The organism is Acinetobacter thutiue (genome assembly GCF_030385805.1).
In the GTDB taxonomy this organism is placed as follows: Bacteria; Pseudomonadota; Gammaproteobacteria; order Pseudomonadales; family Moraxellaceae; genus Acinetobacter; species Acinetobacter corruptisaponis.
The window spans coordinates 131,230-143,965 of the sequence record NZ_JAUDZE010000005.1; the positions used below are offsets into that span (position 1 = coordinate 131,230).

At 42.6% G+C, this 12,736-nt stretch carries 12 protein-coding genes; 8 read left to right on the plus strand and 4 right to left on the minus strand.

What is annotated here, in order from left to right; genetic code table 11:
* Nucleotide 1: 1 nt before the first annotated feature.
* Nucleotides 2–340, minus strand: a complete 339-nt coding sequence (locus QTA56_RS12235) for a tRNA-binding protein (RefSeq protein WP_267981218.1) — start codon at nucleotides 338–340, stop codon at nucleotides 2–4.
* 242 nt (nucleotides 341–582) lie between these two features.
* Between QTA56_RS12235 and QTA56_RS12240 the strand changes: the two genes are divergently transcribed.
* A complete protein-coding gene (locus QTA56_RS12240; protein ID WP_267981219.1) occupies nucleotides 583–846 on the plus strand; it encodes a DUF2798 domain-containing protein in 264 nt (87 codons plus the stop codon).
* 63 nt (nucleotides 847–909) lie between these two features.
* On the opposite strand, the gene QTA56_RS12245 is transcribed toward QTA56_RS12240, so the two are convergent.
* From QTA56_RS12245 to gspF, 3 genes are all read right to left on the minus strand, one after another.
* On the minus strand, nucleotides 910–1,254 hold the full coding sequence (locus QTA56_RS12245; protein ID WP_267981220.1) for a hypothetical protein: 345 nt from the start codon (nucleotides 1,252–1,254) through the stop codon (nucleotides 910–912).
* 264 nt (nucleotides 1,255–1,518) lie between these two features.
* Nucleotides 1,519–1,983 (minus strand): type II secretion system major pseudopilin GspG, encoded by a 465-nt coding sequence (gene gspG / locus QTA56_RS12250; protein ID WP_333663018.1) that lies wholly within the window; start codon nucleotides 1,981–1,983, stop codon nucleotides 1,519–1,521.
* Between the two features lie 8 nt (nucleotides 1,984–1,991).
* Entirely contained in the window at nucleotides 1,992–3,197 is a 1,206-nt protein-coding gene (gene gspF, locus QTA56_RS12255) for a type II secretion system inner membrane protein GspF (RefSeq protein WP_267981222.1), read from the minus strand.
* A gap of 161 nt (nucleotides 3,198–3,358) precedes the next feature.
* Here gspF and QTA56_RS12260 point away from each other — a divergent pair, with 161 nt between their 5' ends.
* From QTA56_RS12260 to QTA56_RS12290, 7 genes are all read left to right on the plus strand, one after another.
* Nucleotides 3,359–5,584, plus strand: coding sequence for a primosomal protein N' (locus QTA56_RS12260; protein WP_267981223.1), 2,226 nt, complete (start codon nucleotides 3,359–3,361; stop codon nucleotides 5,582–5,584).
* Nucleotides 5,585–5,621: 37 nt separating this feature from the next.
* Complete coding sequence (locus QTA56_RS12265) at nucleotides 5,622–7,439, plus strand: cation:proton antiporter domain-containing protein (protein WP_267981224.1); 1,818 nt, start codon at nucleotides 5,622–5,624, stop codon at nucleotides 7,437–7,439.
* Between the two features lie 118 nt (nucleotides 7,440–7,557).
* Nucleotides 7,558–8,433, plus strand: a complete 876-nt coding sequence (gene hslO, locus QTA56_RS12270) for an Hsp33 family molecular chaperone HslO (protein WP_267981225.1) — start codon at nucleotides 7,558–7,560, stop codon at nucleotides 8,431–8,433.
* 221 nt (nucleotides 8,434–8,654) lie between these two features.
* Complete coding sequence (locus tag QTA56_RS12275) at nucleotides 8,655–9,812, plus strand: helix-turn-helix transcriptional regulator (protein ID WP_267981226.1); 1,158 nt, start codon at nucleotides 8,655–8,657, stop codon at nucleotides 9,810–9,812.
* A gap of 93 nt (nucleotides 9,813–9,905) precedes the next feature.
* The gene (locus tag QTA56_RS12280) at nucleotides 9,906–10,985 is read left to right on the plus strand and encodes an Lcl C-terminal domain-containing protein (protein ID WP_267981227.1); all 1,080 of its coding nucleotides are present in this window, start codon (nucleotides 9,906–9,908) and stop codon (nucleotides 10,983–10,985) included.
* A gap of 23 nt (nucleotides 10,986–11,008) precedes the next feature.
* Complete coding sequence (locus QTA56_RS12285; RefSeq protein WP_267981228.1) at nucleotides 11,009–11,527, plus strand: Lcl C-terminal domain-containing protein; 519 nt, start codon at nucleotides 11,009–11,011, stop codon at nucleotides 11,525–11,527.
* A 244-nt stretch (nucleotides 11,528–11,771) separates the two neighbouring features.
* Nucleotides 11,772–12,734 carry a DnaJ C-terminal domain-containing protein gene (locus QTA56_RS12290; RefSeq protein ID WP_267981229.1) on the plus strand — a complete coding sequence of 321 codons (963 nt, stop codon included), beginning with the start codon at nucleotides 11,772–11,774 and terminating at the stop codon, nucleotides 12,732–12,734.
* Nucleotides 12,735–12,736: the final 2 nt, after the last annotated feature.

A 12,736-nucleotide genomic window follows, 5' to 3' on the forward strand; every position in this document is an offset into this window, starting at 1 on the left:
GCTACAGTAATTTTGTTCCCAGAGGCACATCAAACTCTGGGACACAAAGTGCAACTTCCCCATCCGCATTATGAAAGCCTGTCACCAGACATTCTGACTGAATGGGGCCAATTTGCTTCTTCGGAAAATTCACCACCGCCACCACCAGCTTCCCGACTAGGTCTTCAGGTTGGTATAACTTGGTGATTTGTGCACTGGATTTTCTGATCCCAAGCTCCTCACCAAAATCGACCTGTAGAATATAAGCTGGCTTTCGTGCTTCCTTAAAAACCTCCGCCTGAATAACTCTTCCTACACGTAATTCAACCTTTGCAAAATCATTCCATTCGATCTGTTGCATCTTTCCCCTCTTCTCTTGCATCGTCAGTTGAAGCATAGCGAATTTAACTGCCCCAATAAATACACCTGTTTTTATTTCCAATCTGGATACTTCATGCTAAATTAATGCTGCTGATCATAAAGCCGTAAACGTTTACGTCAATCAACGTGCCAACATATCTCCAACAAGGCTTGGAGCTATGACATCAAGATATTTTTATATTTTGGTCAGGCACTGGCGTTTGTTGGTTTACGGAGTAAAAAATGCAGAGTTCAAAATCTTCTTCCTTTAATTTTCAAAAGATCCCAAGTCGGTACGCTTCCATCGTTTTACCTTTCTTCCTCTCCATTATCATGACTTTTATTGTTTCATGTATTAGCACGTTGCGAAGTATGGGCCTCGAGCAGTTTTCCTTTCATACCTGGATATCTGCCTGGGGAATTTCATGGCTCATTGCGTTTCCTGTCTTGTTGCTGGTATTGCCTATCGTTCGTAAAGTCACGATGCTACTGGTACGACCCGCTTAAATTTGGAGAATAAAAAAACGTAGATTTCAAATCTACGTTTTTGGCCCTAACTATTCAGGATATTTAAAATACAACAGATAAGTGCACGGATAAATATGCAACCAGACTCGATAAAAATAACATCGGAATATAGCGGTAGGCTTTAAACAACAATTGCTCATATTTGGAAATCATCTCCTGATTATCCCATACCGTTGTTTTTAAGGCACTTAGGAAACACAGCACAAACCATGCGCTCAACATGCTCAATGCAAAAAAGCCAATCATGATCTGGCTACTGCCCTCTGTGGTCTGCCAAAGGCTTAAGGCCCCCTCACTAATCGGCAACAGGCTTAAAATGAACAACACAGACTTAAGCATTGTCCAATGAAACTGATTCAGTTCATCCAACATAAAAAATGCTTTCATCTGATGACTCCATACTTGATTTAAATGGTCTGGATTTATTATGCAAAGCTTCGATATAAAGAGAAAGTCTATTTCCCTACATAGTTTTTATTTCTTGTAACCATTAAATATGGGAATAATTCTTATTATAACTTTCAAATATCATTCATTTTAATAGTTCTATATTTTTCAAAGTATTATATTTTATATATGAACTAAGAAACATTATCACTTCACTCCTGATTTATTTTATTTAAAAAGTGAAGTGATATTTTTGATTAGATATTATGGCTGATAATAAATATCAGCATCATTACCCTCGCCGCCCTCTTTACCATCCGCACCAAAGGAATATAAATCAAATGGACGGCCTTCACGGCCTGGAATCACGTACTGCAAGTCATTTTCCCAACTGTCTTTAGGGTAGCCACCCTTGACATAGCCACCTGGCAACCAATTCTTTGCAGAGGCAGGTTGGTTCACCAGAGCATCCAGACCACCATCCTGCATGCTTGGATAACGGCTATTGTCCAGTTTGTATTGATCCAGTGCGCCAGCAACACCTTTCAGTGTGATCTTGGTGGTGTCCACCTTGGCTTTTTCACCACGCCCCATCACGTTGGGTACAATCAGCGCAGCCAATACACCTAGAATCACAATCACCACCATCACTTCGATTAGGGTGAATCCAGATTGTTTATTCATCATTTTGGTCTGTGTATTGTGCTTATTCATTTTCATCTCAAACATCAAATTTCCTAGATCATATTATTCATATTAATAATTGGCAACATGACCGCAATCACAATCACCAATACAATTGCTGCCATAAAGATCAGCATCAGTGGTTCCAGCAATGCCAGCAAGGTGGAGATAAAGGTTGTGACTTCCCGATCCTGCATGGTCGATGCCCGATCCAGCATGCGGTCCAGTTCACCCGAAGCCTCACCACTCCGAATCATTTGTACCATCATTGGTGGGAAATAACCGCAACGCTCCAATTGTGTTGCCAAATTACCACCTTCTGTTACACGTTCCATCGCCACTTCAATCGCATCGCGAATCACCCAGTTATTGCTCACTTCCGCGCCAATGCGTAATGCCTCAACCAAAGGTACGCCCGAACGGGTCAGGATTGACAGCGTACTGGCAAAACGCGCCGCATTTATACCACGCGAAAGTTTACCAAACAGTGGCAACTTGAGCGTTAAACGGTCAAATGCATAATGCCCTGCTGTGGTTCTGAGAAAGCGGGTAAACAGGATGATGATAATCACGGCAAGGATGAGCATCCCTATCCATGTATGACGAATAAAGGTACTGGCTTTCATCAGCAGAACCGTAATCCACGGCAACGCTTCCTTACTTTGCTCAAAGGTTTTGACAATTTCAGGCACTACATAGGTCATCAAGCCCATCACAATCCCAAATGACATCAGCATGAGGATAATTGGATAAATCATCGCGCCCTGAATTTTCTTCTGCATGGCAAAGCGGTTTTCAGTGTAGTCTGAAAGCTGGTCTAAAATCAGGTCCAGATGCCCCGAACGCTCACCTGCCGCAACTGTGGCAATATAGAGCTCAGGAAAACGACCAGATTGCTGCATGGCCTGAGCCAGTGAATGACCTTCCAGCACTTTGGAACGCACAGCGATCAACAGATTCTGTACATGGGCCTTTTCGCTTTGCTTACTGACCGCACGCAAGGCTTCTTCCAGCGGAATACCTGCCGCAACCAAGACTGAAAGCTGACGGGTCATCAATGCCAGGTCATAGGCACTAAAACCCTTTCTAAACCATGAGCGCTGTTGCTGTTTGTCTTTTTGCTCAACCGCATCGACCGCAAGCGGTGTCCATGCTTTATCTCGTAACTGTTGACGGATTTGGCGCGCGGAATCTCCCTCAAGCACACCTTTATGTTGCTTTCCTGAAGCATCAAGCGCAGTAAATTGATAAGCAGGCATGGTTCTGTTCTAATTGTCCCAAAATAGTTGTCGTTACCGTTATATCCGTGTATGAGATGGGGAACGAGTGTTCCGCAAGAAATTCATCGACATAATGCACAGCACTTTAGCATAATTCAACAACATGCAGTCATGCCATTTTACACCTGATTGAAGCCTATATGCCGAACCAAAATTCCAGCGCCATTGTTTACCGTATTCGGGTTGCCATTCCTGTCTATATTTATGACACGTTTGACTATACGGTCAGTGCCGAGCAATATGCGCAGGCACAAGTTGGCGCACGCGTTGCGATTTCGTTTGGACGGCAGAACCTGGTTGGGATCATCACTGAAAAGGTTGATCCAAACGAAGCATTTACAGGTCAATTTAAGCTTAAAGCCATTACCGAACTGCTCGATCAGGAAGCAATTCTAGACCAACAAGTTTTAACTTTATTGACATGGTCAGCACAGTATTACCAGTTCCCGATTGGCGAAGTCATGCAAAGCGCCTTACCCACCTTACTCAGGCAAGGCCGTGCACTGGACATCCTGTTTCATCAATGGAAAATCGTTCCCAATGATGACCCTAATGGATTATTGAAACGCTCGCAAAAACAATATGATGCCTACCAGATTCTCAAGCTGCATCCACACGGAACCACAGAGAACATTTTAAACCTGAGTGGTGTGGAAACTGCGACACTCAAAGCACTGGAAAAAAAAGGACTGGTGCAATGTCAGCTTGAACCGCACGATTTCACGCCCATGCCTGTACAATTGGCACAAATGCCACTCACCCCCAATCCTGACCAAAAGCAAGCCATTCAACAGATTTTAAAATCGCTGTATCACTATCAGGCTTTTTTACTGGATGGCTTAACAGGCAGTGGTAAAACTGAAGTTTATTTGCAGGTCATGCATGAGGTGTTAAAACAGGGCAAACAGGTGCTGGTGCTGGTGCCTGAAATTGGCCTGACCCCACAAACCGTTGCCCGTTTTAAGTCTCGCTTTCACTGTGATGTGGCTTTGCTGCATTCAGGCCTGAATGACTCAAAGCGCCTACAGGCCTGGCAACATGCCCAGACGGGTAAAGCTTCAATTGTGATTGGCACACGCTCAGCAATTTACACACCACTACCCCGTTTAGGTTTGATTATTCTGGATGAGGAACATGACCTTTCCTATAAGCAGCAGGAGGGATTCCGCTACCACGCCCGTGATGTGGCACTGTATCGTGGGCACTTGCAACAATGTCCCGTAATTTTGGGGTCAGCCACGCCAAGTATTGATAGCTATCATTTGGTTGAATTAGGTAAATTGCATCTGCTTGAACTGAGCCAGCGTGCTGGCGTTGCGAGCCTACCCAGAATGCATGTGATTGACCTGAAAGTGGCAAAAAAACAGCATGGCATCAGCCAAATACTGATTGAGCAAATCAGGCAGACACTGGAACGCAAGGAACAGGTACTCATCTTTCTCAACCGCCGTGGCTATGCGCCTGTGCTGATTTGTGAAAGCTGTGACTGGCAGGCCAATTGCCCACATTGCGATGCCCACTTTACTGTGCATTCACAACCCTATCATTATTTGCATTGTCATCATTGTGGCACCATTCAGCGTTTGCCTGAACACTGCCCTGAATGTCAGCAACACACGCTGAAAAGTCTGGGTGCAGGGACAGCAAAAGTTGAGGAACACCTGAATGAGTTGTTTCCGCATCACGATGTGATTCGGGTGGATCGTGACAGCACCAGTCGGGTGGGGAGCTGGCAAAAAATCTATGACCGTATTCAGCAAAACAAGCCAACAATTTTGCTGGGTACGCAAATGCTGGCAAAAGGACATCATTTCCCCCACGTCACCCTGGTCGCCATTCTGGATATAGATGCAGGATTATTGAGTGTCGATATCCGTGCGCCTGAACGTACCGCCCAGTTGATTGTGCAGGTTGCAGGTCGTGCGGGCCGTGGCGAACACAAGGGCCATGTCTATTTACAAAGCCTACGCCCTGACCATCCCATGCTGACTACACTGATTGAGCATGATTATCGAACTGTGGCCAAACAAATGCTGGCTGAACGCAAAATAGCGTTATTGCCACCCTATCGTTATGCTGTGCTGGTTCGGGTTGAATCCAGAGATAGAGAATATAGCCAACAATTCCTGTCTGAGATTGCCCAGCAATTCAGAGCGATGGCAGCAGACAGTGTTGATATTTGGGGCCCTATTCCTGCACCGATGGAACGTAAAGCAGGTCGTTATCGGGCGCATATGGTGATTTTGTCTGCTGATCGGGCAAAACTGCATTTTTATTTACGTCAATGGTGGCAACAAGTGGTACATTTACCTCGTCAGCATCAGCTGAGACTGTCGATTGATGTTGATCCACAAGAGTTTAGTTAGAACTCAATATGAGAAACATAAAAATTTGAGGCATTAGATGTCCTTACTGCTACAAATCATTTTGTTATCGCTTGCGACCTTAATCTTTGCACCATTGGCAAAACGCTATGCCTCAACCTCTATTTTAGGTTATCTAATCGCAGGACTGTTGCTGGGTTCTGGTGTTTTTAATCTGATTGATGATGCAGGGCTAATCAGTCAACTGACTGACTTGGGCATGGTCATGTTGATGTTGTTTCTGGGCTTTGCCTTTAAACCGCAACAACTTTGGAGACAGCGTAGAAATCTCATCATCAATAGTGGATTGCCACTGCTACTCAGCATTATTTTCGTGGTCAGTGCCAGTTTTTTCATCCTACAGGATTTTCTAAAAGGTATGATTCTCGGCTTGGCACTTGCCCTGTCATCGGTCACTCTTGTACAACAACTGCTTCAAAATAAAATACAAATCAACAGTAAATTGGGGCAGACTGCACTACCCAGCCTACAGTTACAAACGCTGTTTGCAGTGGTTCTAATTGGCTTGTTTCCCCTACTGGAAGAGACTGCATCGACCCAGCATGGAATCGCCTATTTCGCCGCGATCATTGCCACCATTTCAGGTTTGTTTCTCGCCAGCCGTTATCTGGTTCGTCCTGCCTTTCGCTTTTTGGCACATCGCCACAGTATTGAGCTGATTCCAGTTCTGGGATTATTGATTGTTCTTTCAGTGCTTTTAATCATAGATATTCTCAACATCCATACACTGATTGGCGCTTTTCTGGCAGGCATCTTACTGGCAGAGACTGAGTTTAAGGTGGAAGTTGAACGGATAATCTCCCCGTTTAGAGATGCGGCAATCGGGTTGTTGTTCCTTGCTATAGGACTGGGACTTTCCCTCACTCCCCTGCTACAGTCACCTTTATTCATTCTGGGTTCCATCCTTGGATTATTGCTGATTAAGGCAACTGTGATTGCGGCAAGCAGTTATTATCAGCACCGTTCTGCCAAGTTCAGCCTTGGACTGTCCATCCTGCTGGCACAAAGCGGTGAACTGTCTTTTATTCTGCTAAAAATCGCTGAAACCGAACAGTTACTCAGCAAAGAGATTTTGCAACCGACCTTGCTGATCATATTTGGTTCAATGCTGCTCACTCCACTGCTTTATTGGATAATGAATGCCAAAATCTTGCCCTTGGTGCAGAAAAAAGCTCCTGAACATTCTCAGGATGTGCCACAGCATCCCATTCTGATTGTGGGCTTTGGACGTTTTGGACAAGTAATTGCACGCGTATTACATATGCAAGGTAGGCAGTTCAGTGTGATGGACAGCAATCAGCCTGATGCCGATTTTATTGAACAATATGGACACCATTTCCTGGATGCCGATGTCACCAAAGTCGAAAATCTGCGTGCGGCGGGCATTGAATATTGCAAACTACTGATTATTGCCATTGATGATGTTGAGGACAGCATGAATCTGGCGCGCCATCTTTGTTTAAATTATCCAGACCTGAGCTTACTGGTGCGTGCGCGTGACCGACATCATGCCCATTTATTGCATGATTTAGGCATTCAGCATGTTTGGCGTGAAACCTATCTGTCTTCACTTGATATGGCTCAACAGGCACTGGTTGAAACTGGATATTCAATTGAGGATGCACAGGTAAAAATCAGCCAGTTCCAGCAGCAGGATCAACAGTTGCTGAAACAGTCGCCTTGGTATCATGATCAGTATGAAACAATGGACAATTATCCCAATGCACTTGCTGAACTTGAGTATTTGTTTGAAAATATGAAATTTGTTTCTCCTGAACGCCTGCCTGATGATCAGGCGACACAAACTGATGCAAAATCGCCGCATGAAACATCTTGAGTTTTGGCAAAGCGCCACCATTATTGACTGCATACCCCCATTCACCCACTTGTGCAGCCATTCAGGCTTGGCAAGTCAAAGCGTTGTTTGTGCGCTGTACGGAATACTGGAGAAAAAGATGTCTGATTTACGCCAACGCTTTTATATTGAAGACTGCCCTGTTCGCGGTGAGGTGGTTCATTTGGAAGAAACGCTGCAAACCATTTTGGCACAACGTGAATATATGCCTGCGGTGCAAAGCCTGCTGGGTGAAATGCTCAGTGCCACCGCCTTACTGGCAAGTACCCTTAAAATCCGTGGTCGTATCAGCCTGCAAATTCAGGCCAATAGCACATTCAAGTGGGCAATGGCGGAATGCAACCACTTGGGTGAAGTGCGCGCACTGGCGGATTATGAAGATGACCCAAGATTTGTAGAGGGTTCGGACAGCCGTACTGTCCTTGCGTCACTCAGCAGTCCTGTTCTATTTATCAATATCGAGCCTGAGCATGGCGAACGCTATCAGGGGATTGTGCCACTGGATCAACCAACACTGGCAGGTTGCCTGATGCAGTATTATGACCTGTCTGCACAGATTCCAACACATATTGTTCTGGCAACCAACAGTAAACGTTCGGGTGGCTTACTGATTCAGTTGCTGCCGCGCAATGATGAGGAAGAGCAGAAACTGGTGGATGAGGATTTATGGCCACGTCTGACCATGCTGACTGAAACACTAAAACCAGAAGAGCTGACCGACCTGCCAGCCAACGAAATCCTGTACCGCCTGTATAATGAAGAAGAAGTACGTTTACCTGATGTTGAGCAGTTAAAGTTTGGCTGTACCTGTTCCAAAGCACGCTGTGCCAATGCCCTGATCCAGATTGGGGTGGATGCAGTACACGAAACGCTGGAAGCACAGAATCCAATTCAGATGGATTGCCAGTTCTGCAATACACGCTATGAGTTTAGCGCCGAAGAAGCTTTGGCCCTATTTGGTGAGCATTTGAGTTAAGCTGTTTATAAAGCCTTTATATCATGATGTAAAGGCTTTCGCTGCATTGACCTAAGGAGATGATCCAAAATCTTAATGATTATAAAGAAATATCAATAATACAGACTATTAAAAACTTGTCACTTTTTTACGTTTTCCAACAACCCTGTATTTCCCCTATCAGAAAAAATCATCCTTTGGTATTTTAATCAGAGGAATAGAATGAGTGTAGTTATAAATACATGGATCGTTACAGCCAACACTATAACAGATTAGTCGAATTAATTTATCAGATTCCATTAAGCCTAAATGGATGGAAAAATTTTGGTGACCACTTAAATCAAATTTTAGATTCATCTCTTGTACATTTGCTCGCTATGGATTTTAAACGTCAGGCTCTTTCCTACAGTTACGCAGTAAGTATTATGCCAGAGGCACTTATTGCAAGCACTGAAGTGCACTATTTACACTACCCTGTAGAAGCAGATCCCCGTTGGACAAGTTTTCTTGCACCAGAACGTAAAGGATGGTATCAGTGCCATCATCACTTAAGTGATGACTATGTTGCTCATTCTGATCTTTTTCAACATGTGTTTTTGCCTATTCAGGTGCGCTACACCTCTGCACATGAATTAATTTTGGATGAAAAAATTTGTGTTTTATGGGGAATTAGCACTTCATTAGAGAGGCAACCTTTAACTGAGGATGAGCTTGCATTTTTAGATCGGCTTTTGGTGCATTTAAAACGAGTTGTAACTATTCAACGCCATATTTTTGAATTTTCTTCCAAGGCGATTATGGGCTATGCCCTGATTGATAAACTCGCACAACCAATCATGTTGCTAAATCTCACAGGAGAGGTATCACACTGCAACCTCGCCATGCAACAGCTACTTAGTCAAATGAAAACAATTAAAATTGAAAAAAATTATTTAAAATTACCTGAACCTTATCAGGAAAAGTTTAGTGAAAGTCTAAAATATATTGAATTTTCACATAAATACCAACAACTTTTACCAGAGCAAAAACTAGAAAATGGCTGTATTAAAATCATCAATCAAGAGAATGACATTTTGTATATCTTTGTCAGCGCTTTGCTCTCTGAACAGGAAATTAGAGCATTCGGTATACGCCCACAAGTCATGTTGACATTTTATTCATCAAAGCAATCTGTCACGATTGATTTTCATCTCTTATATGCTGCATTTAATCTAACTCCTGCTGAATCACGGATCACTTTAGATTTATTAGATGGGTTAGCACCTAAGCAAATTGCGCAAAAAAATCTGGTTCAGGTAGATACCATACGTAAACATATTCGATCAATCTATAAAAAAACAGCCACCAACCGACAAGCCGATTTAGTTAAGCTCCTATTAAATATGCCACGTTATTATTAGTGTACATATCATGCTTATACCCAATATTGGGAATAGACATATTAAAGCCCGTTTCTCACAATCATAAGTAATTAAGTTTGTGAGAATAGAGATATGAACAAAAAAATATTATATATGCTAATGTGTAGTAGTGCTTTGGGCATAGCAAGTTGTGGTGGGGGTGGTGATAACAATACATCATCAAATAAAGATAGCAGCAATTCAACTCAATGTAGTAGTTCACAATATCTTGAAAATAGTCAATGCAAAGATAAGATCGCCCAGAACATTACTTATTTTAATTTACCTGAAAGTATTGTGATTGGAAGCTCATATCCACTTTATGCAAAGTTAAGTTCAGAACTTACGGCAACATTTACCAGTCAAACCATAGATGTATGTACCATCATAAATCAAGAGAAAGTGCAAACCATTGCAGAGGGTACGTGTATTGTTCAAGCATCTCAACCTGGGAATTCAAAGTTTCTTTCTGCTCCATCAATACAAAAAACTATAACGATTAACCCTGAAAGCCTTTTGACTAGAACTGGCGTAACATTATGTGCGAATCAAGATTACAATGAAATACCATGTCATTTAATTGAAACATTAGGGGCGTTTTTTGGGTTGGGGCAAGATGGGGAAACCAAAATAGGAAAAGAGTTGAGTTATACTTTATTAAATAATAATGGTTCAGAATGTATAAAAGATAATGTAACAGGTTTAATATGGGAAAAGAAAACTGATGACGGAACATTAAGAGATAAAAAATGGCTATATACTTGGTATGATCCAGAGATTTCTTCAAATAATGGTGAACCAGTCGTTAAAGATACTGCTGAATTTTATAGAGACTATGACAATAAATCAATCCGCATGGGTAATTCTCCCTCTTATACAAATGATCAAAAAACTGATGGTTACTCCTGTGGAAAAACCATTAGTAAATGTAATGCTCAAGATTATATAAATGAGTTAAATAAAATAAAGTACTGTGGTTATAGTGACTGGAGAACACCTACACCTCAGGAATTCTATTCAATTATGGATTACTCTGGAAAACAATCTGAAAACCCTAGATATGGAATAAGTGGTGATTACTGGACTAATATGAAATACGTTTACTCTGAAATAAATACAGGAGTCGTCGACCATATCCCACCTTCTACTGCCCCAGTTCATGCAGTACGTTAAAACATATCATCAGGAGAAATAGAATGAAAAAAATCGCTCTTATTATATGCTGTTATTTTGTATCTTCCAGTCATACTATATATGCGCAAACCTGTAAAACAGGAGCGATAAAATCGACTCCAGATACAAACTTTGAAATTATAGGTGATGGCAGTGAAGTTAAGGACAAAATCACAGGACTCATATGGCAACGCTGTTTCGCTGGACAAATATGGAATGGCAGTGAATGTATAGGGGAAGCAAATCAATTCCAATGGTTAGATGCTTTAAAGGAAACCAGAAAATTGAGGAAAGGCTATAGATTACCCAATGCAAAAGAAGCCATGAGTATCATTGAACATTCCTGTATTTATCCAGCATTTAACACAAAAATTTTTATGGATGGAAAATGGACTCAGGATATTCAGCTTACTCGCTCTATTTGGACATCAACACCAAATGGAGAGAAGCATATTTATACTGTATGGAGTGGATGGGGAAAATTAACCTCAACTCAAAAAACCACATTAAATGGTGTTAGAGCCGTACGAGGTGGCTGGTAATTTACTTAGTGCAAATTGCTTTTTTAATTGATAAACAATTAAGGATGATTAATTCATCCTTATTTTCATTCAAACTCATGTCAATAACCAATAATAACTGAGCAGTAAATAGCTGAGTAAAAACCATATCTCATCCATGCCATAGATTTGTTTTTCAGCAACAATATCCCCACATATTCCCTCTTTTTTTTCTCCCTCAATCGTCAAATAATAGAATGAAAAGCAATAGATAAGACGATAAAGAATGCCAAAAGATTATTATGAGGAACTAGGGGTTACACGCGGTGCCTCTGCCGACGAAATCAAGAAAGCCTATCGTAAATTAGCAAAGAAATATCATCCAGATATTAGTAAAGAAGCAGATGCTGAAGCCAAAATGCAGGCGATTAATGTCGCCTACGATACCTTGGGTGACGCCACTAAAAAGGCTGAATATGACCAGATGCTGGATCATCCACAGGGCTTTGCTGGCTTTGGCCAGGGTGCGGGCGGATTTGGTCAGGGCACGGGTGGTTTTGATGGTTCCCAGTTCTATCGCCAAAGTTCAGGTGATGGTGCTGACTTTAGTGGTTTTGAAGACTTGTTTGGCCGTTTTGGCGCAGGTTTTGGTGGTGGGCAGCAGCGTTCGCAACGCCAGCAACGCAGTTATAAAGGTGAAGACCAGCATGCCAGCATTCAAGTTGATTTAGACATTGCCTATCACGGTTCGACCCAGCAAATTACCCTACAGATTCCGACCTACAATGCCTATGGTGAGCCTGAAGTACAGCGCAAAACGCTGGAAGTCAAAATTCCAAAAGGCATGAAAGAGGGTCAGCAGATTCGTCTCAATGGGCAGGGCCAGAGTGGCATCAATGGTGGTGAAAATGGTGACCTGTATATTGAGATTCAATACAGGGATACAGACCGCATCCATGTGGAGGGGGCCGATGTCTACCAGACCATTGATGTAAGCCCGTGGGAAGCGGGTCTGGGCCAGAGCATTGAGGTTTTCACCCTTGCTGGGCAGTTAAAAGTCAACCTGCCTAAAAATGCCAAGAACGGTCAGCAACTTCGCTTAAAGGACAAAGGGATTCCAAACAAGACCGCAGGTCATCTCTACCTGATCATCAATATTGTGTTACCGCCAGCGCACAGTGAACAGGAACAGCAGGCCTATCAGCAGTTTGCCGATGCCTTTTCCACTTTCCGACCTCGTGCCTCATAAGG

Bases quoted from the DNA above. Each gene is read 5' to 3' on its own strand.
- QTA56_RS12235 (WP_267981218.1), bottom strand. From the start codon at position 340: ATGCAACAGATCGAATGGAATGATTTTGCAAAGGTTGAATTACGTGTA.
- QTA56_RS12240 (WP_267981219.1), top strand. From the start codon at position 583: ATGCAGAGTTCAAAATCTTCTTCCTTTAATTTTCAAAAGATCCCAAGT.
- QTA56_RS12245 (WP_267981220.1), bottom strand. From the start codon at position 1,254: ATGAAAGCATTTTTTATGTTGGATGAACTGAATCAGTTTCATTGGACA.
- gspG (WP_333663018.1), bottom strand. From the start codon at position 1,983: ATGTTTGAGATGAAAATGAATAAGCACAATACACAGACCAAAATGATG.
- gspF (WP_267981222.1), bottom strand. From the start codon at position 3,197: ATGCCTGCTTATCAATTTACTGCGCTTGATGCTTCAGGAAAGCAACAT.
- QTA56_RS12260 (WP_267981223.1), top strand. From the start codon at position 3,359: ATGCCGAACCAAAATTCCAGCGCCATTGTTTACCGTATTCGGGTTGCC.
- QTA56_RS12265 (WP_267981224.1), top strand. From the start codon at position 5,622: ATGTCCTTACTGCTACAAATCATTTTGTTATCGCTTGCGACCTTAATC.
- hslO (WP_267981225.1), top strand. From the start codon at position 7,558: ATGTCTGATTTACGCCAACGCTTTTATATTGAAGACTGCCCTGTTCGC.
- QTA56_RS12275 (WP_267981226.1), top strand. From the start codon at position 8,655: ATGGATCGTTACAGCCAACACTATAACAGATTAGTCGAATTAATTTAT.
- QTA56_RS12280 (WP_267981227.1), top strand. From the start codon at position 9,906: ATGAACAAAAAAATATTATATATGCTAATGTGTAGTAGTGCTTTGGGC.
- QTA56_RS12285 (WP_267981228.1), top strand. From the start codon at position 11,009: ATGAAAAAAATCGCTCTTATTATATGCTGTTATTTTGTATCTTCCAGT.
- QTA56_RS12290 (WP_267981229.1), top strand. From the start codon at position 11,772: ATGCCAAAAGATTATTATGAGGAACTAGGGGTTACACGCGGTGCCTCT.